The following is an 18,677-nucleotide window of genomic DNA, read 5'->3' as shown; positions in this document are numbered from 1 at the left end:
GTTGTGCTTAATGAATCGCATTAGTTGAATGGTGAATGTGCGAGCGAACGCATTACGACGTTCCTTTGTGGAATTGTGCGCGTGCGTTTGCTGCGTCGTTCGCAGGTCAGTGCAGGGGGTGGGGGCTGCCTCCCCGCCCCCCGCCAGACGCCCTCCCGGTAGGCATGGCAGTTTCAAGTGAGCCCGGTATCCCAGCAATTTACCAAAAAACAGTAAATACCAAAAATTGTATTTTCGACCATTTACCAAAGCCGTAAGGAGTCCATAATGAGCCGCCTCGACGCCCGCCCCGGCGAGTCCCGCGCCGCATACGTGCGCCGCGCGATGCGCGAATTGCTCGACGCTGGCCGCACATGGGACGCCGCCTGGCAGGAGGCAAATAGCTTTTACGTGCCGTACGAATTGCGCCGGAGAATGCGATGAAGATTTGCGCGGAATGCAATTTAGAGCGCCCAATAGAATTGTTCAGCCGCGACGCCCGAACGAGCGACGGCCGCCGCCGGTACTGCCGCCCCTGCTGCCGCGTCCGTAGCAAGATCCGCGCCACTGTCGTACGGAACATGGCCCGCCGGGGGCGTGCCGCATGAGCCGCCGCGCTTACGGGCAGGAGGCGGCACCGCCCGGCACCGCCTGGGCGAACGGGGCCGACCTGTGGCTGTCCCGCGTGACCGGCGACCCGTACGAGATCCGCCGCCGCTTCGTGCGCTGTGTCCACAGCGCCACCGTGGACGGCGTACGCATCACGTGGGACTGCTACGACGTGCCCGAGCGCCACGCCGGCACCCCGCCGCCCGAGCTGGCCGCCGCCGCCCGCACCCTGCGCCCGCCGGCCAAGCTTGCCGCCCCGGCCGCCGACATGGACGACGACGAATTCCCCTTCTGACGCTCCCCGCCGCCCCGACCGCCGCCCACCGCTGGGCCGCTGGTCGGGGCGGTTTTGCGGGTAGCGTGCCGGCCCGGCCGCGTCAAGCGTCTGTCGCTATCCCGACTGAATCGACGCCGGTCGCGGTTTTCTCCGACCGCCCGTCACCGCTGCCCTGACCTGGGCTTTTATGTCCGGCTAGACACGCCCACCGGCCGGGCGCAAGCTGCTCGCACCTCAGTAAACGAGCCTAACTGAGACGCCCCGGACGGCCCGCGCCAACGGGCCGCCGGGACTTGCCGGCACCCTGCGTGAACAGGAGACCGACCGTGAACAACCCTACAGACGTTCTGACCGGCGTCACCGTGGCCCAAGCCGAGGCAATCGCCCGCCGTGGCGCACAGGATCTCTACGCCGCCCGCGCTTCCCTGCGTTTCGACGTGTCCCGCGCCATCACCTGCCGTTGCGGCACCCTGCTCGACGCGCCCCGCGCCGTCGCCGTCGAGATGAACGGCCGATCCATGGGTGTCGTTTGCTTGCCCTGCTGGTCCGGCGGTATCCGCCGCAGCGTGGTCGCCACCGGTGCCGACATCACCGTCATCGATGGCCGCGACCTCTGGCCCGCCCGATGACCGCCCGCCTGCCGTATGCCGGCCGGCACCGCTCCACCCGTCCCACCCCGTTCCGAGGAGACCAGATCATGAGCACCACCCCCGCCCACGCCGCCGCCCCGCGTTCCCGCTGGCGTCGCAAGGTACTAGGCGTGCCGCTGTTCATCGCCGTGCCGGCCGTGTTCCTGCTCGTCCCGTCGATCGCTCTGGCCGCCGTGCTGTTCTTCGCCAAGGCCAACATCAGTGGACAGATCAAATCGACGCCGACCTACACGTGGGCGAACGTCACCGTTGTTGCGTCGGACGGCATGGTTGATCCGTCCGTGACCGCCTCCGGTTCGTCGCTGGCGCTCAACGTCGGTTCGGCTTACCCCGGCGCAACGTTGACGTTCACCGCTCGCATTGCCGCCCCGGCTGACGCCCCGTCCGCGAAGATCACCGGGGTTGAATTCGGTACGCAGCTCACGGCCGCTTTCGCCTCCGACTCGCCCGCGAAGATCGGGAGCACCATCAGCACCAGCACCCCCGCCGACGTGAAGATCACCGTTACGGTTCCCGACACCGCCACCGCCGCCACCCTGTCCGGCAGCGTCAGCGGCGTGACTCTGGCCCCCACTGCCTGATCCCCACACAGCGAAACCCCCGTACCCACTTGGGTCCGGGGGTTTCGTCGTTTCTGGGTCAGGAGAAGGCGCGACAGACGCGCGTGTGTTCGGCCAACGCGTCGGCAATCTCGGTGAGCGCGGTCAACGGCGCAACAGGCATCCGCTCCGAGCATTCCCCGCATTCGATCCGATCCGCCCGCACCGGCCACCGCCACGCGCCCGCATCGACCGGCACGCGGGCGGGTGCGTCTTCCTCGCCCACCATCACGCCCGCCGCCGGGCGTTGGGCACCTGGCATCCGCCCGCAGGCCACCGCCCCCCGTTGCCGCGCCATTCGCCCGCAAGCGTGAGCAGCCTCGGCCGCTCGTTGTCTGCGCCCACCGCGCCCGCCACCGTCCGCCCGGCCCGCCCGGTCGGCCCGGCAACCGGGTACCGGCCCACCACCCGCCCGGACGGCTCGGCCGGGGGCGGCACGGTGCCCGCGTCTGGACACTTCCACGGGAGCCCACACACGCAGCGCCGCCCCCACGCCTCCCAACTCCAATCACGCCGATGCACTGGACCCGTACGGATTACCGGTGGTCTATGCCGCGCCATGGTCACCATCCCGTCCGCTCACGTACTGCGCCGAAATAGTCACGGTAATGTCACCAGTGCCAGCGGGGCAACCATGTCAGCCCGTGCCGCCCGTCTACGTAGTGCGAGCCGGCCCCCGCCGGGTACACCGCAGAATGACGCCCGTGCCGATTCCCCACACGTCCCGCCAGATCGAGGCCGACCTAGCTCGGCGCATCGGCGTGCGTGAGTTCCCGCCCGGCACCCGACTCCCGTCGTATGACGCGCTCGCGGCTGAGTACGGGTCGGCCCGCCGCACGGTGGCGCGAGCCCTGGACGCGCTTAAGGCGCGCGGGCTAATCGTGGGCGTGCCGGGTTCCGGGACCTACGTAGCAGAGTGACCCCCGGTCAGCCGCTCCCCGCAGCGGCGACCGGGGGTGTGTTTGTGCTGGTCAGCCGGCCATCCGCGCGACCCCTACCGGGCACGTCATGCCGTTCGAGCCAATACCACACCATCCGTTAGGGTTTTTGGTCGGGGCGAGGTACTGCTGGTGGTAGTCCTCGGCGAAGTAGTAGCTGCCGAGCGGGGCGATCTCGGTGGTGATCTCACCCTTGCCGGCCCGCGTCACGATCGGCTGGAACGCGTCCCGGGACGACTCCGCGATGGTCCGCTGCTCGTCCGTGGTCGTGTAGATGGCCGAGCGGTACTGGGTGCCCACGTCGTTGCCCTGGCGCATGCCCTGGGTCGGGTCGTGGTTCTCCCAGAAGACCTTCAGCAGATCCTCATAGTTGATCTTGCTGGGGTCGTACACCACCTGGACGACCTCGGCGTGCCCGGTCCGGCCGGAGCACGTCTCCTCGTACGTCGGGTTCTTGGTGATGCCACCCGCGTAGCCGGCGGAGGTGGTGTAGACGCCGGGAAGCGTCCAGAACAACCGCTCGGCGCCCCAGAAACAGCCCATGCCGAAGACCGCTACCTGCAGGCCCTCAGGGAACGGACCCTTCAGCGGGGTGCCCAGCACCTCGTGGCGGTCGGCGACCGGCATGGCGATCTGACGGCCCGGCAGGGCCTGGTCGGGCGAGACCATATCGGCCTTCATACGGCGCAAAAACACGTGGGATCTCCTCTCGTACCACTCCCAGCGTGTAACACCGGAGGGTCCACCTTCCTTACCCGCGTGAGGATGAGTCAGGCCCCGCCGGGGAGCGCTGCCGCGATGCGATCCGCGTACGTCTGGGCCTCGGTGTCGTCGTCGTACCGTGTGCGCGGCCAGAAGAAGCCACGCAACCCGTCGCCCTTGGTTCGCGGGACCACGTGGGTGTGCAGGTGGGGCACCGATTGGGACACCTTGTTGTTCATCGCCACGAACGTCCCACCCGCGCCGAGAGCGGTCTCCACCGCCACCGCCAGCCGCTGGACCATGGCGAAGTAGCCGGGCAGCAGGTCGGCAGGCAACTCCGCCAGGGTCACCAGGTGCACCCGAGGCACCACCAGCACGTGCCCCTTGAACACCGGCCGGGTGTCCAGGAACGCCACCCCGTCCGAGGTGTCGGCCACTCGGAACGCCGGCACCTCACCCGTCACGATCCCGCAGAACACGCAACCGCTCATCGGGCCAGGCTATGCCGGCGGTCTCGCGGAACACGGTGCCCCCCACGCGCGCGCCGGCTGTGCTACTCATCTACGTCAATGGATGAGCGCGGGATGGCCCCGGCCGTCGGCGTACGCGTCGATGCTCCGAAAGGACGAACGGTGCAGATCAGAAGAGGCTTCACCCTGGTGCTGGCGGCGCTGACCGCCGGGCTGCTCGTCGGCGCGGTCCCGGGTCATGCCCAGGCGGCTGCCGCGCCGACCGCGACCCCGCTGCCGCTGACGACGGTCGCCGACGTGGTGTCGGCCGGTGACCGGGTCTTCGTCAGCGGTGGCCGCTCCTCGACCGACGTCGTGGTGACCACTGCGGCAGGCGCTGTGGTCGGCACCCTGTCGGGCCTGCCCGGCCCCACCGACCTGCTGCTCAGCGCCGACCGGCGGACGCTCTACGTGGCGCTGCCCACCGCCAACGCCATCGCCGCCTTCGACACCGGCTCGTTGATCGAGTCGGCCCGGTACGACACCGGTGCGGGTGAGTGCCCGTCGTCGCTGGCGCTGACCGGGCGCTACCTGTGGTTCGGCTACGGCTGTGACCAGTGGGGCGGCAACATCGGCCAGATCGACCTGGGCCGTCAGCCGGCCCGGGTGACCACGGGGATGGCCACCACCCAGGACTTCTACGGCGCTCCGCTGCTGGCCGCCGCCAGCCAGAACCGGTCGGTGCTGCTGGCCGGGCAGATGTCGTTGAGCCCGGCGTCGGTCTACGCGTACGGGATCGGAGCCGGGGGAGCACTGACCCTGCTGCGGGCGAACGACTGGACGGTGATCGGCAGCAACCTGCAGGACATCGCCCTCGACCCGACCGGCACCACCCTCTACACCGCGGCCGGCGCCCCGTACGAGGTGCAGGCGTTCCCGTTCGCCGACATCACCACCCCCTCGGCGACCTTCCCCACCGGCGCGTACCCGGCCGCCGTCGAGCCGTCCCGCGACGGCACCAGGATCGCCGCCGCAGCGGACAGGTCGTACCTGTTCGTCTACCGGCCGGACGGCACCGAACTGACCCGCTTCGTGCTGGGCGGCGGTGAGCTGAGCCCGGGTGGGCTGGCCTGGTCGCCGAACGGCGCACGGCTCTACGCGCTCTCCTACGACTGGAGCGGGAGAGAGCAGGCCACCCTGCACGTCCTGACCGTTCCGGCCGGCTGACCAGCCCGCCGGCCCCCTGGCCGGCACGTGAGGGCCGGGCCGGATGGTCCGGCCCCCACCCGGAGCGCGGGTTCCGTTCCAGCCCTCGGGACGGGGGCACTAGCCTCACCAGAATGAGTCACGGCTTCGAGACGCTCGCCATTCATGCCGGTCAGGACCCTGAGGCCCGCACCGGCGCGGTGATCCCGCCGATCTACCAGACCAGCACGTACGCCCAGGACGCCGTCGGCGCGCCCCGGCTCGGCTACGAGTACAGCCGCTCCGGCAACCCGACCCGCGACGCCCTCCAGGAGTGCCTGGCGGCGCTGGAGGGCGGGCCGGTGGGGCTCGCCTTCGCCAGCGGCCTGGCGGCGGAGGACACCCTGCTGCGGGCCGTGTGCCAGCCGGGCGACCACGTGGTGATCCCGGACGACGCGTACGGCGGCACGTACCGGCTCTTCGCCCGGGTCGCCCAGCGTTGGGGCCTGGAGTTCAGCCCGGCCAAGATCTCCGACCCGGCCGCGGTCCGGGCGGCCGTACAGCCCGGCCGCACGAAGATCGTCTGGGTGGAGACACCGACCAACCCGCTGCTCGACATCGCCGACATCGCCGCCCTGGCCGCCGTGGCACACGACGCGGGCGCCCTGCTGGTGGTGGACAACACCTTCGCCTCGCCGTACCTCCAGCAGCCGATCGCCTTCGGCGCGGACGTGGTGGTGCACTCCACCACCAAGTACGTCGGTGGGCACTCCGACGTCGTCGGTGGCGCGCTCGTCGTCGCCGACGCCGGGCTCGGCGAGGAATTGCGCTACCACCAGAACGCGATGGGCGCGATCAACGGCCCGTTCGACGCCTGGCTCACCCTGCGGGGCATCAAGACCCTCGGGGTACGCATGGACCGGCACTGCGACAACGCCGAGCGGCTCGCCGCGTACCTCGACGGGCACGCCAAGGTCGCCCAGGTGATCTATCCGGGGTTGCCCTCGCACCCCGGTCACGAGGTGGCCGCCAAGCAGATGCGCCGGTTCGGCGGCATGATCTCGTTCCGCGCCGCCGGTGGTGAGGAGCACGCCGTGGACATCTGCAACCGGGCCAAGCTCTTCGTGCTCGCCGAGTCGCTGGGCGGTGTGGAATCCCTGATCGAGCACCCGGGTCGGATGACACATGCAAGTGCTGCCGGCTCGCCGCTTGAAGTTCCCGGCGATCTCGTGCGACTGTCTGTCGGCATCGAGACGGTCGACGACCTACTCGCCGATCTGGAGCAGGCGCTGGGCTGACCGCTGGGGGAGGATGGCCGTGCAGGACATCATGGCGACCTGGGTCGGAGCGACCGCCAAGCAGATCGCCCGAGGCGTACGCCGAGGTGACGTCTCGGCGACCCAGGTCGTCGCCGACCACCTCGAGTACATCTCCCGAGCCGACCGTGAGCTGGCCGCGTTCCGCGCCGTGCGCGGCGGGGAGGCGATCACCGAGGCCGAGAAGGTCGACGAGCAGGAGGACCTGGCCAACCTGCCGCTGGCCGGGGTTCCGGTGGCGGTCAAGGAGAACACCCCGGTCGCCGGGCTGCCCACCTGGAACGGGTCGGCCGCCGCCCGCACCGACGTCGCGGAGGCCGACCACGAGGTGGTGCGTCGGCTGCGCGGCGCCGGGGCGGTGATCCTCGGCGTGACCCGGATGCCGGAGCTGGGGCTGTGGGCGTTCACCGACGACGACAGCACGGTGACCCGTAACCCGTGGGACAGCACGCGTACCCCTGGTGGGTCCTCGGGTGGTGCCGCCGCCGCGGTCGCCGCCGGGCTGGTGCCGATCGCGCACGCCAACGACGGTCTCGGCTCCATCCGGATCCCCGCGGCCTGCTGCGGACTCGTCGGTCTCAAGCCCGGTCGGGGTGTGGTCCCCTGCCAGCTCGGGGCGGACGACTGGTTCGGCCTCACCGAGCACGGCATGCTGACCAGCACTGTCGCCGACGCGGCGGTCGGCTTCTCGGTGCTCGCCGGCCGGCGCCCCGAGAAGCTGGTCCCCCCGCAGCGCCTGCGGGTGGGCGTCTCGCTGCGTTCCCCGGTGCGTGGTGTCGCAGCGGACGCGCCCAACCGGGACGCGGTCGCCGCCGCCGGTCGGCTCCTCGCCACCGCCGGGCACGACACGGTGCCGGCCGATCCGGTCTACCCCACCGCGCTCGGCCTCCAGGGCATCGCCACCTGGTTCGCCGCGGCCGCCGCCGACGTCCGGGCCTCCGGCCTGGACCGGCGCGGTCTGCAGCGGCGTAACCGACGGCACGTGGCGCTGGGCGAGTGGGCGCAGCGTCGCGGCTACGTGCGGGAGGCGGACCGGGCCGCCTGGCGGCAACGGTCGGTCGACTTCTTCACCGACCACTCGGTCGACCTGCTGCTCACCCCGGCGCTGGCCAGCGCGCCACCGGAGGCGGCCCGCTGGTCGGAGCGGTCCTGGCGGGCGAACATGGCAGCCAACATCCGGTACGCCCCGTACGCCGCACCCTGGAACATCGCCGGCCTGCCGGCGGTCGTCGTGCCGGTCGGCCGCCGCCCGGACGGTCTGCCGGTCGCCGTGCAACTGGTCGGTCCGCCCGGCTCGGAGCTGCTGCTGCTCGGTGTGGCCGGTCAGTTCGAGATGGCGGCCCCGTGGACGCGCCACGCCCCCGGCTACCCCCGGGTCGGCACGGAGTCGCCGGCCACCGCCTGATCGTCGACGTCGTGCACGCCGGTGTCGCCGCCGAGGGCTCCGGAGTCGGGTGGCACGATCGGGGCATGACGGAACTGGTCGGTCTCGACGACGTGCGGGCCGCACGGGAGTTGCTCGCTGGCGTCACCCGCACCACCCCGCTGGAGCCCTCCCGGCCGCTCACCGCGGCGCTGGGCGGGCCGACGTGGCTCAAGTGCGAGAACGTCCAGCGCGCCGGCTCGTACAAGGTGCGGGGCGCGTACGTGCGGATCTCCCGGTTGTCGGCGGCCGAGCGGGAGCGCGGCGTGGTCGCGGCGAGCGCGGGCAACCACGCGCAGGGCGTGGCCCTCGCCGCCGGCCTGGTCGGCACGCACGCCACCGTCTTCATGCCGGTCAACGCCCCGCTGCCGAAGGTGGCCGCCACAAAGGGGTACGGCGCGCAGGTCGAGCTGGCCGGGAACACCGTCGACGAGTCGCTGGTCGCCGCGCACACGTACGCCGAGCGCACCGGCGCGGTGCTGATCCACCCGTTCGACCACCCGGATGTGATCGCCGGGCAGGGCACTGTGGCGCTGGAGATCCTCGAACAGTGCCCGGAGGTGAAGACGATCATCACCGGGGTGGGTGGCGGTGGTCTGATCTCGGGCATGGCGGTGGCCGCGAAGGCGTTGCGGCCGGACGTCCGGATCATCGGCGTGCAGGCCGCCGGCGCGGCGGCGTTCCCGCCCTCACTGGTGGCCGGAGAACCGGTCCGGCTGCCCATCTTCTCCACCATCGCCGACGGCATCGCTGTCGGCCGGCCGGGCGAGATCACCTTCAACCACGTGCGCAAGCTGGTCGACGAGATCGTCACGGTCTCCGAGGAGGACATCTCCAGGGCCCTGCTGATGCTGCTGGAGCGCGGCAAGCAGGTGGTCGAGCCGGCCGGGGCGGTAGGTGTCGCCGCGCTGATGGCCGGCGTGGTCGAGGTGGAGACGCCCGTGGTCGCGGTGCTCTCCGGCGGCAACATCGACCCGTTGCTGATGCTGCGGGTCATCGAGCACGGGTTGGCCGCAGCGGGTCGCTACCTGCGGGTGACCGTCCGCTGTTCGGACCGGCCGGGGCAGCTCGCGTCGCTGCTCAGCCAGATCGCCGAACACCGGGCCAACGTGGTGGACGTGGAGCACCAGCGGGCCAACCCGCACCTCAGCCTCGGCGAGGTGGAGGTGGCGCTGTCGGTGGAGACCCGGGGCGTCGAGCACTCGGACACGCTGATCAGCGCGCTGCGGGCCAGCGGCTACCAGGTGGTCTTCGCGGCCGAGGCGTGACACCGGTGGGTGCCACGCCTCGGATGCGCGGTGTTTCGACAGTGGATGCCGGCGGTCGGTCAGCCCGGCCGGCAGCGGGTGGCGCGGCCGGCGACGGTCAGCCGGAGAACGGCTCGAAGCTGACCACTGTCACCTTGATGTCGGCGCCGCTGGGTGCCGTGTAGGTGCAGGTCTGCCCGGCACGCCCGCCCAGGATCGCCTTGCCCAGCGCGGACTCGGGGCTGTAGACGGTCAGGTCGGTCGTGGCCGCGATCTCCCGAGAACCGAGCAGGAAGGTCTCGGTGTCCTTGGTGTCGTCGTCGAAGTAGATCGTCACGACCATGCCCGGCGACACCGCGTCGGCGGTCGGGGCCTCGCCGACCTTCGCGGTGCGCAGCAGCTCCTGCAGGTAGCGGATGCGACCCTCGGCTTTGCCCTGCTCCTCGCGGGCGGCGTGGTAGCCGCCGTTCTCCCGCAGGTCGCCCTCCTCGCGCCGAGCGTTGATCTCAGCTGCGATCGCCGGACGGTTGGCGATGTGCTCGTCGAGCTCGGCCTGGAGGCGGTCGGACGCGTCCTGCGACAGCCAGGTGGCGGGCGCCTCGTTGCCAGTGGACACAGGCGTTCTCCTCAGTTGTGCGTGGCTGGCTGACAGGTGAACTACCAAGTTACCAGTGCGGAACGACACAGCGTGTCGGCCATCACCGCCGGTGTCCGTTTCCCACACCCCGGGTAGGCGCTCGGTCGGCCCCGTTTCCGGTGCTGTTCGGGCAGCTCAGGACGGTTGTCGGCAGCGCAGAACCTCGCCGATGAACGGCCGGGCGGTGGTGGCCAGGCGGTGCCGGGTCGTGACGTGCCGATCCCCGGGATCGGCGGTCACGGTGACCTGATCGCGGGCCACCTCGGCGCCGGAACGGTCCCGGGCACGCAGCACGCAGACCGCCGATCCACCCGGCGGGACGGTCACCCGAAAGTCGACAAGCACCTGGTTGTCCGTGATGTCGGTGTACGTGATCACCTGGGCGTCGTAGACCGGGTCGCCGTACTGGCGGTAGAGCCGGACCGAGATCACGGTCAGCGTCGCCACGAGTGCCAGCAGCACCAGCGCGGCCAGCATCGTACGGCGGCGCTTTCCGCCGGGTGCCCGACGGCGGCCGTAGCGCCCGGCCGGGAATACCGGAGCACCTGGTGAAATTGTGGCGTGCGTCTCGGTCACCGGCGGGTATCTCCTGGCGTTGTTGTCGGCGGCATCGGCAAGAATGGCAGAGTCCCATCCTCCCACCCGGTCCAGCGGCAGGAATGGCAGGTCATGCCCGGCGCTGGTGGCCGGCGACAGGGTGCGGTGAGGAAAGATCCCGGCAGGTCAGCCGGTCGAGCCCGGTCGGGTCCACCGTCCGGCACAGACGAGGAGCGCCGAAGTTGGCAGAGCAACTGCGTCTCATGGCCGTGCACGCGCACCCGGACGACGAGTCGAGCAAGGGCGCGGCGACGACGGCGAAGTATGTCGCTCAGGGGGTGGACGTCCTGGTCGTGACGTGCACGGGCGGCGAGCGCGGGAGCGTGCTCAACCCCAAGCTCGACCGGCCCGACGTGTGGGCCAACATCGGCGACATCCGGCGTGCCGAGATGGACGCCGCACGCGCGATCCTCGGTGTCGACCAGGCCTGGCTGGGCTTCGTCGACTCGGGCCTGCCTGAGGGCGACCCGCTGCCGCCGCTGCCCGAGGGCTGTTTCGCCCTCCAGGACGTCGAAGTCGCCGCGGGCCCGCTGGTGCGGTTGATGCGCGAGTTCCGTCCGCACGTCGTGACCACGTACGACGAAGAGGGTGGCTATCCGCACCCGGACCACATCATGTGCCACAAGGTGAGCGTGGCCGCGTTCGAGGCCGCCGGTGACCCGGAGCGCTACCCGGAGCTGGGCGCGCCCTGGCAGCCGCTGAAGCTCTACTACGACATCGGCTTCTCCAAGGGCAAGATCATGGCGCTGCACGAGGGGATGCTGGCCGCCGGGCTGGAGTCGCCCTACGAGGAGTGGATCAAGCGGTGGGAGGATCGGCCCGACAAGGGCCCCCGGATCACCACCCGGGTCGAGTGCGCCGAATACTTCCCGGTCCGTGATGACGCGCTGCGTGCCCACGCCACCCAGGTCGACCCGGACGGCTTCTGGTTCCACGTGCCGATGGAGCTCCAGCGAACCGCCTGGCCGACCGAGGATTACGAGCTGGCCCGCTCGATGGTCGACAGCCCGCTGCCCGAGTCCGACCTCTTCGCGGGAGTGCGGGAGACGGTGCACGCACGCTGATTCCCGGCGGGGCTACGCTGGTTACCAACCGCACATCGGAGGAACGCCATGTTGACCGCTGCCCAGGTGCTCGCGGAGAACAACTTCGGGGACACCCGCACGGGTGGTCTGGCCGGGCCGATGGGCCTCTTCCTCATCCTGCTGCTGGCCACCGCGACCATCCTGCTGATCCGCAACATGAACGCTCGGTTGCGCCGTCTGCCGGACCGCTTCCCCCAGCAGTCCGGGTCGACCGACCCGACCAGGGCCGATGCGGCAGTCGTCGATCCGACAGACGGGACCGCGGGGCGTGATTCATCCACGCCCGCTCCCAACGGGCACCAGCAGCACCTGAACGGGTAGTCCGCGCATGAATCACGCCGAACCGGTTGGTCGCCCCCTGTTGCGGCCACCCGGTTTGGCTTAGCCTTCCGCCGGGGGGACCAAAAGTCTCCGAGCCGTGTGCGGGAGGGGGCGCCGATGACCAGCACAGCACCGGCCGCCCGCCGCGACGTCGGTCGGTCGGCTGACGGGGGAGGTCGATGACCTCCGGTCCGGCCGACGACCCGTTCGATCGGCTCGGGGTGCGTGGCACACCGGGCCCGCTGCTGGTGCTCACCGCCGCTGTCACGCTGACCGCCTTGGCCGCCGCCGCGGTCGGGTTGACCCTTCCGGTCCGGCTGCCGGACGACGACCCCCTCGGCGGTCCGGCCCGCTTCGGCATCGCCGTCGCCGTCCTGACCCTCGCTCAGCTCGCCCGCCTGAGGTTCCGCTCGGCCGCCGGCATGGTCAGCATCACCTGGGGCGAGGCGGCCCTGATCGTCTGCCTCTACCTCACTCCAGCCGGTTGGCTCCCGTCCGCCACGCTGCTCGGCACCGGGCTGGCCTGGACGATGCTGTCACTGCACAACGACCGCCGTCCGGCCCTCGAGATCGTCCGGATCGCCGCGTCGCTGGCCGCCGCGTCCGCGCTGGCCGTCTCCGTGACGACCGCGCTCGGTCGGCCGCTGCTCTCTCCGCCCACCCCGATGCTGGCGCTGGCCGTGATCGCCGGTTCGGTGACGTACCTCCTGGTGACCGCCTGGCTGGGCGGGGTGACGCTGGGTCTGCGGCACGGGCTGCCGATCGGGCCACCGCTGCTCGCCGCGCTGCGCGGCAAACTGCTGATGTTCGTCGGCAACGTGGCGGTCGGCCTCGTGGTGGTCGCGCTCCTGGAAATCGACCCGCGTTGGTTGCTGTTGCTGCCGCCGCTGCTGTGGCTACTGCAGCAGACCTACCGGTACCGGCTGCGCTCCGATCAGGAGCGCCGCGCCTGGCGTGCCTTCGCCGAGGCCACCGCGGCCCTCAACCAGCTCGACGAGCGGGGTGTGGCCAGCGCGGCGGTCACCGGGGCGCTGACGCTGTTCAACGCCGAACTGGTGGACGTCGACGTGGCCCGGGCCGACGGGCGCTGGCACCGCTACCGGGGCGACGCCAGCGGTCAGCTGGTCGACCGGGAGACCGGCCCACCGGACCAGTCGGAGCTGGACGAGCACGAGCTGAGCCGGGCGCTGTCGGTCGGTGCCGCGCCGGTCGGTCGGTTGCGGGTGCGGTTCCCCCGCTCGGCCCCGCCCTCGGCCCGGGAACGCGACGCTGTGGCCGCGTTCGGCGACGCGCTCGCCGCCGCGCTGCACGACGCCGCGACCCACCACGAGCTGCGGTTGGTGACCGCCCGTTCGTCGTACGAGGCGGTGCACGACCCGCTCACCGGGCTGGCCAACCGGGCGGCGATGCTGAGCAAGGGCGACCAGTCGCTGCGACAGCTCAGCCACGATCACCCGGTGGCGCTGCTGCTGCTGGACATCAACCAGTTCAAGGAAGTCAACGACACCCTCGGCCACGCGGCGGGCGACCAGCTGCTGCGGCTGACCGCGAACCGACTCAACGCGCTGGTCCGCGCCGGCGACCTGCTCGGCCGACTCGGTGGCGACGAGTTCGCCCTGCTGCTCACGGCGGTCCCGGTGCTCGGCGACCGGGCCGCCCCGATGGCCCACGCGTTGCGCCAGGCCCGCGAGATCGCCGAGCGGCTGGCCGCGCCGACCGAGGTGGCCGGCGTACGGATGTCCATCGAGGTCTCGGTCGGCGTGGTGGTGGCCGCCGCCGGCACCGCGGACCTGACCGAGCTGCTGCGCCGGGCCGACATCGCGATGTACCAGGCCAAGGAGGGCGGTGGCAACGTCGCCGCGTACGACGCCGCCCGCGACGCGGCCAGCACCGACCAACTCGCCCTGCTGGCCGAGCTGCGTGAGGCGTTGAAGGTCGACGATCAACTGGTGCTGGCGCTGCAGCCGGCGGTCGACCTGGCCACGGGAGCGCCCACCGGGGTGGAGGCGCTGATCCGCTGGCAGCACCCCCGGCGTGGGTGGCTGAACCCGGCCGACTTCATCCGGCCGGTGGAGAACAGCGAGCAACTCGGCACCTTCACCCGCTACGTGCTGGACAAGGCGCTCGGCGTGGCCGCCAGCTGGGCCCGGGAGGGGTTGGACGTCCCGATCTCGGTCAACCTCTCGGCGCGCAGCCTGCTCGACCCTCGGCTACCTGTGGAGATCGCCGACGCGTTGCGCCGCCACCAGGTGCCGCCGCACCGGCTCGTCCTGGAGATCACCGAGACGGTGGTGATGAGCGAGCTGGAGGTCATCGACGAGGTGCTGGCGACGCTCCGGTCGATGGGCGTGCAACTCGCGGTCGACGACTTCGGCACCGGCTTCTCGTCGCTGACCTTCCTCACCCGGATCGCGGTGGACGAGCTGAAGGTGGACCGGTCCTTCGTCATCCGGATGGCCGACTCGCCGGAGGCCGCCGCGATCGTCCGGACGACCGTGGGCCTCGCTCACGAGCTGGGGCTGCGGGTGGTCGCCGAAGGGGTGGAAACCGCCGAGCAGCGGATGGCCCTGGCCGAGCTGGGTTGCACCTCCGCGCAGGGCTACCACTTCTTCAAGCCGATGCCAGCGGACAAGATCGGGGCGGTGCTGGGGTCCCTGCGCGACTCGGCGGAGTCGAACGTGTTCCGGCTCCGCGCCGACGGCGCGTCCTGACCGTCCGGGTGGACCCCGCGCGGTCCGCGCCGGGGCTGGCTATGGTCGTCAGGTGAACCGACTCGTCGACGCCACCAGCCCGTACCTGCTCCAGCACGCCGACAACCCGGTCGACTGGTGGCCCTGGTCGGACGAGGCGTTCGCCGAGGCGAAGCGACGGGACGTTCCGGTGCTCATCTCGGTCGGCTACGCGGCCTGCCACTGGTGCCACGTGATGGCGCACGAGTCGTTCGAGAACGCGCAGGTCGGCGCCCTGATGAACGACAACTTCGTGTCGATCAAGGTGGATCGTGAGGAGCGTCCCGACGTGGACGCGGTCTACATGACCGCCACCCAGGCGATGACCGGCCAGGGCGGTTGGCCGATGACCGTCTTCGCCACCCCGGACGGCACCCCGTTCTTCTGCGGCACCTACTTCCCGCGAACCAACTTCGTCCAGTTGCTCCAGTCGGTCGCCACCGCCTGGCGGGAGCAGCGCGAGGCGGTCCTGGGCCAGGGCGCCGCCGTGGTCGAGGCGATCGGCGGCGCGCAGGCCGTGGGCGGCCCCACCGCCCCGCTGGACGCCCCGCTGCTCGACGCGGCGGCCGCCAAGCTGGCCAGCGAGTACGACGCGACGAACGGCGGGTTCGGTGGCGCCCCGAAGTTCCCGCCGCACATGAACCTGCTCTTCCTGCTGCGCCACCACCAGCGCACCGGCGACCCGGGCAGCCTGGAGATCACCCGGCACACCGCCGAGGCGATGGCCCGGGGCGGCATCTACGACCAGCTCGCGGGCGGCTTCGCCAGGTACTCGGTGGACGCGCACTGGACGGTGCCGCACTTCGAGAAGATGCTCTACGACAACGCGCTGCTGCTGCGGGTCTACACCCAGCTGTGGCGGCTCACCGGCGACCCGCTGGCCCGCCGGGTGGCCCGGGACACCGCCCGGTTCCTCTCCGACGAGCTGCACCGGCCGGGGCAGGGGTTCGCGTCCGCACTGGACGCCGACACCGACGGCGTCGAGGGGCTCACCTACGCCTGGACGCCCGCCCAGCTCGTCGAGGCGTTGGGCGAGGAGGACGGCCGGTTCGCCGCCGACCTGTTCACCGTCACCGACGAGGGGACCTTTGAACACGGCATGAGCGTGCTGCGGCTGGCCCGGGACGTGGACGACGCCGCACCCGAGGTGCGCGCCCGCTGGCAGCAGGTGGTCGGACGACTGCTCGCCGCCCGGGACACCCGCCCGCAGCCGGCCCTCGACGACAAGGTGGTGGCCGCCTGGAACGGCCTGGCGATCACCGCCCTCGCCGAGTTCCAGCAGGTCGCCGCCGTTTACGCGTCCCCGCAGGACGAGGACGCCAACCTGATGGACGGCGTCACCATCGTCGCCGACGGGGCGATGCGCCAGGCCGCCGAGCACCTGGCCACCGTGCACCTGGTCGACGGCCGGCTGCGCCGGGTCTCCCGGAATGGCAAGGTCGGCGAGCCGGCCGGTGTCCTGGAGGACTACGGCTGCGTGGCCGAGGCATTCTGCGCGCTGCACCAGCTCACCGGCGAGGGCCGCTGGCTCGCCCTGGCCGGCGAGCTGCTGGACACCGCCCTGGCGCACTTCGCAGCGCCCGGTGGCGCCTTCTACGACACCGCCGACGACGCGGAGCGGCTCGTCGCCCGGCCGGCCGACCCGACCGACAACGCCACCCCGTCCGGCCGGTCCGCGTTGATCGCCGGGCTGGTGGCGTACTCGGCGCTGAGCGGCGAGACGCGCTACCGGGAGGCCGCCGAGGCGGCCCTCGGCACCGTCGCGCCGATCGTCGGGAAGCACCCCCGCTTCACCGGGTACGCGGCCATGGTCGGCGAGGCGTTGCTCTCCGGGCCGTACGAGATCGCAGTGGCCACCGACGACCCGGCCGGCGACCCCCTGGTGGCGGCCGCTCACCGGCACGCCCCGCCCGGAGCGGTGGTCGTCGCCGGGCGTCCGGACCAGCCCGGTGTGCCGCTGCTCGCCGACCGTCCGCTGGTCCAGGGACGGTCCGCCGCGTACGTCTGCCGGGGTTTCGTCTGCCAGCGGCCGGTCACCTCGGTCGAGGACCTGGTAGCCGAGCTGGGCTGAACCGGACGGACACGCCGGGTAGTCGCCCGCGCCGCCCGTCGGGTGGTCCCGCCAGCTCTTCCGAGGCGGGTCGCCGGCCCTCACGGTGGGCCCGTCGGCGGCCCGGATAGGCTGGCCGCGCTATGGATTCCCGTACCGGTCTGCCAGTTGTCGGCATGGTGGGTGGCGGCCAGTTGGCCCGCATGACCCACCAGGCCGCGATCGCCCTCGGCCAGTCACTGCGTGTGCTCGCGACCGCCCCCGACGACGGCGCGGCGCTGGTCGCCACCGACGTCCAGTACGGCGACCACACCGACCTGGCCGCCCTGCGCACCTTCGCCAAGGGCTGCGACGTCGTCACCTTCGACCATGAGCAGGTGCCCTCCGAGCACATCCGCACGTTGGCGGCGGAAGGGGTGCCCCTGTACCCGCCGGCGGACGCGCTGCTGCACGCGCAGGACAAGCAGGTCATGCGGGAACGCCTGACCGAGCTGGGTGCCCCCAACCCGGCCTGGTCGCCGGTCGCGGAGCCCGCTGACCTCGTCGGCTTCGGCGAGCAGGTCGGCTGGCCGGTGGTGCTCAAGGCGGCCCGGGGTGGCTACGACGGCCGGGGCGTCTGGATGGTCGACGACGCGGCCCAGGCCACCGAGCTGGCAGTCACGCTGCTCGCTGGCGGCACCCGGCTGATCGTCGAGGAACGGGTGCCGCTGCGACGGGAGTTGGCCGTGCAGGTGGCCCGTTCGCCGTTCGGTCAGGTGGCCGCGTACCCGGTGGTCGAGACGGTGCAGCGCGACGGCATCAACGTGGAGGTGCTCGCCCCGGCGCCCGGCCTGGACGAGGAGTTGGCGGTCTCCGCTCAGCAGCTCGCCATCAATCTGGCCACCGCGCTCGGGGTGATCGGCCTGCTGGCAGTGGAGCTGTTCGAGGTGCGCGACGACGCCGGCCGGCCGGCGATCGTGGTCAACGAGCTGGCGATGCGCCCGCACAACTCCGGGCACTGGACCATCGAGGGCGCCCGGACTTCGCAGTTCGAGCAGCACCTGCGGGCCGTGCTGGACTACCCGATGGGTGACACCGCGTTGACCGCCCCGGTGGTGGTGTCGGCGAACGTGCTCGGCGGTGAGCCGGGCGGAATGTCGATCGACGAGCGGTTGCACCACCTCTTCGCGGCCGAGCCCGGTGCCAAGGTGCACCTGTACGGCAAGCAGGTGCGACCTGGCCGCAAGATCGGGCACGTCACGGTGCTCGGGGACGACCTGGACGACCTGCGCGCACGGGCCGCACGGGCCGCGCGGTGGCTGCGCGAGGGCCACGAGTGAGCCACGGTTTCGGGAACGACGAGAGGGCCGCAGTGAGCACGGTTGGCTTGATCATGGGTAGCGACTCGGACTGGCCGACCATGCGGGCCGCCGCCGAGGTGTTGGACGACTTCGGCGTGGCGTACGAGGTGCGGGTGATCTCGGCGCACCGGACTCCGGTCGCGATGATCGAGTACGGGCGCGACGCCGCCGACCGGGGCCTCAAGGTGATCATCGCGGGGGCTGGGGGTGCCGCCGCGCTGCCCGGCATGGTCGCCTCGGTGACGCCGCTGCCGGTGATCGGTGTGCCGGTGCCGCTGAAGCACCTCGACGGCATGGACTCGCTGCTGTCCATCGTGCAGATGCCGGCCGGGATCCCGGTCGCCACCGTGTCGATCGGCAACGCCCGCAACGCCGGCCTGCTCGCCGTACGGATCCTCGGTGCCGGCGACGAGGGCCTGCGCGCCAAGATGACGACCTACCAGCAGGACCTGGAAAAGCTGGTGGCGGAAAAGGAAGCCGCCCTCCAGGCAACCCTGCGCTAACCCCACCCCACCCCACCCGCGATCTTGCACTTTCGGTCGCC

General features: G+C 71.5%; 20 protein-coding genes. 15 read left to right on the top strand and 5 right to left on the bottom strand.

Features of this window, described 5'->3' with window-relative positions; genetic code table 11:
* Window positions 1-267: 267 nt before the first annotated feature.
* The 4 genes from IW248_RS20635 (at window position 268) to IW248_RS20620 (ending at window position 2,096) form a co-directional block, all read left to right on the top strand.
* Window positions 268-423 carry a hypothetical protein gene (locus IW248_RS20635; RefSeq protein WP_196928307.1) on the top strand — a complete coding sequence of 52 codons (156 nt, stop codon included), beginning with the start codon at window positions 268-270 and terminating at the stop codon, window positions 421-423.
* Window positions 424-583: 160 nt separating this feature from the next.
* Entirely contained in the window at window positions 584-883 is a 300-nt protein-coding gene (locus IW248_RS20630; RefSeq protein WP_196928306.1) for a hypothetical protein, read from the top strand.
* 308 nt (window positions 884-1,191) lie between these two features.
* Complete coding sequence (locus tag IW248_RS20625) at window positions 1,192-1,494, top strand: hypothetical protein (RefSeq protein ID WP_196928305.1); 303 nt, start codon at window positions 1,192-1,194, stop codon at window positions 1,492-1,494.
* A gap of 68 nt (window positions 1,495-1,562) precedes the next feature.
* Entirely contained in the window at window positions 1,563-2,096 is a 534-nt protein-coding gene (locus IW248_RS20620) for a hypothetical protein (RefSeq protein ID WP_196928304.1), read from the top strand.
* Between the two features lie 58 nt (window positions 2,097-2,154).
* Here the strand turns inward: IW248_RS20620 and IW248_RS20615 are convergent, their stop codons facing one another.
* Window positions 2,155-2,343, bottom strand: coding sequence for a hypothetical protein (locus IW248_RS20615; RefSeq protein ID WP_196928303.1), 189 nt, complete (start codon window positions 2,341-2,343; stop codon window positions 2,155-2,157).
* A 379-nt stretch (window positions 2,344-2,722) separates the two neighbouring features.
* On the opposite strand from IW248_RS20615, the gene IW248_RS20610 reads away from it, so the two are divergent.
* Window positions 2,723-3,034: a winged helix-turn-helix domain-containing protein gene (locus IW248_RS20610; protein ID WP_307788105.1), complete on the top strand. Its 312-nt coding sequence runs from the start codon at window positions 2,723-2,725 to the stop codon at window positions 3,032-3,034.
* A gap of 51 nt (window positions 3,035-3,085) precedes the next feature.
* Here IW248_RS20610 and msrA read toward each other — a convergent pair whose 3' ends face one another.
* Window positions 3,086-3,748, bottom strand: a complete 663-nt coding sequence (gene msrA / locus IW248_RS20605; RefSeq protein ID WP_196928301.1) for a peptide-methionine (S)-S-oxide reductase MsrA — start codon at window positions 3,746-3,748, stop codon at window positions 3,086-3,088.
* A 74-nt stretch (window positions 3,749-3,822) separates the two neighbouring features.
* Window positions 3,823-4,245, bottom strand: coding sequence for an HIT family protein (locus IW248_RS20600; RefSeq protein WP_196928300.1), 423 nt, complete (start codon window positions 4,243-4,245; stop codon window positions 3,823-3,825).
* Between the two features lie 141 nt (window positions 4,246-4,386).
* Between IW248_RS20600 and IW248_RS20595 the strand changes: the two genes are divergently transcribed.
* From IW248_RS20595 to ilvA, 4 genes are all read left to right on the top strand, one after another.
* The gene (locus tag IW248_RS20595; RefSeq protein ID WP_196928299.1) at window positions 4,387-5,430 is read left to right on the top strand and encodes a YncE family protein; all 1,044 of its coding nucleotides are present in this window, start codon (window positions 4,387-4,389) and stop codon (window positions 5,428-5,430) included.
* A 113-nt stretch (window positions 5,431-5,543) separates the two neighbouring features.
* Window positions 5,544-6,686 carry a cystathionine gamma-synthase gene (locus tag IW248_RS20590; RefSeq protein ID WP_124818015.1) on the top strand — a complete coding sequence of 381 codons (1,143 nt, stop codon included), beginning with the start codon at window positions 5,544-5,546 and terminating at the stop codon, window positions 6,684-6,686.
* A gap of 13 nt (window positions 6,687-6,699) precedes the next feature.
* Window positions 6,700-8,109, top strand: a complete 1,410-nt coding sequence (locus IW248_RS20585; RefSeq protein ID WP_124818013.1) for an amidase — start codon at window positions 6,700-6,702, stop codon at window positions 8,107-8,109.
* A gap of 65 nt (window positions 8,110-8,174) precedes the next feature.
* The gene (gene ilvA / locus IW248_RS20580; RefSeq protein ID WP_196928298.1) at window positions 8,175-9,395 is read left to right on the top strand and encodes a threonine ammonia-lyase; all 1,221 of its coding nucleotides are present in this window, start codon (window positions 8,175-8,177) and stop codon (window positions 9,393-9,395) included.
* Window positions 9,396-9,492: 97 nt separating this feature from the next.
* On the opposite strand, the gene greA is transcribed toward ilvA, so the two are convergent.
* Both greA and IW248_RS20570 read right to left on the bottom strand, forming a co-directional pair.
* Window positions 9,493-9,990 carry a transcription elongation factor GreA gene (greA, locus tag IW248_RS20575; protein ID WP_124818009.1) on the bottom strand — a complete coding sequence of 166 codons (498 nt, stop codon included), beginning with the start codon at window positions 9,988-9,990 and terminating at the stop codon, window positions 9,493-9,495.
* Window positions 9,991-10,146: 156 nt separating this feature from the next.
* Complete coding sequence (locus IW248_RS20570; RefSeq protein WP_124818007.1) at window positions 10,147-10,587, bottom strand: DUF4307 domain-containing protein; 441 nt, start codon at window positions 10,585-10,587, stop codon at window positions 10,147-10,149.
* Between the two features lie 203 nt (window positions 10,588-10,790).
* Here IW248_RS20570 and mca point away from each other — a divergent pair, with 203 nt between their 5' ends.
* The 6 genes from mca (at window position 10,791) to purE (ending at window position 18,636) form a co-directional block, all read left to right on the top strand.
* Complete coding sequence (gene mca, locus IW248_RS20565) at window positions 10,791-11,672, top strand: mycothiol conjugate amidase Mca (protein WP_196928297.1); 882 nt, start codon at window positions 10,791-10,793, stop codon at window positions 11,670-11,672.
* 48 nt (window positions 11,673-11,720) lie between these two features.
* The gene (locus IW248_RS20560; protein WP_124818003.1) at window positions 11,721-12,014 is read left to right on the top strand and encodes a hypothetical protein; all 294 of its coding nucleotides are present in this window, start codon (window positions 11,721-11,723) and stop codon (window positions 12,012-12,014) included.
* Window positions 12,015-12,193: 179 nt separating this feature from the next.
* Window positions 12,194-14,725, top strand: a complete 2,532-nt coding sequence (locus IW248_RS20555; RefSeq protein ID WP_196928296.1) for a putative bifunctional diguanylate cyclase/phosphodiesterase — start codon at window positions 12,194-12,196, stop codon at window positions 14,723-14,725.
* Between the two features lie 52 nt (window positions 14,726-14,777).
* Window positions 14,778-16,814 (top strand): thioredoxin domain-containing protein, encoded by a 2,037-nt coding sequence (locus tag IW248_RS20550; RefSeq protein WP_196928295.1) that lies wholly within the window; start codon window positions 14,778-14,780, stop codon window positions 16,812-16,814.
* 122 nt (window positions 16,815-16,936) lie between these two features.
* Window positions 16,937-18,112 carry a 5-(carboxyamino)imidazole ribonucleotide synthase gene (locus IW248_RS20545; protein WP_196928294.1) on the top strand — a complete coding sequence of 392 codons (1,176 nt, stop codon included), beginning with the start codon at window positions 16,937-16,939 and terminating at the stop codon, window positions 18,110-18,112.
* A 32-nt stretch (window positions 18,113-18,144) separates the two neighbouring features.
* Window positions 18,145-18,636, top strand: a complete 492-nt coding sequence (purE, locus tag IW248_RS20540; RefSeq protein ID WP_196928293.1) for a 5-(carboxyamino)imidazole ribonucleotide mutase — start codon at window positions 18,145-18,147, stop codon at window positions 18,634-18,636.
* The last annotated feature ends 41 nt before the right edge of the window (window positions 18,637-18,677 follow it).

It is taken from the genome of Micromonospora ureilytica (assembly GCF_015751765.1).
Classification (GTDB): Bacteria; Actinomycetota; Actinomycetes; order Mycobacteriales; family Micromonosporaceae; genus Micromonospora; species Micromonospora ureilytica.
This window is presented reverse-complemented; position numbering and strand designations above follow the sequence as displayed.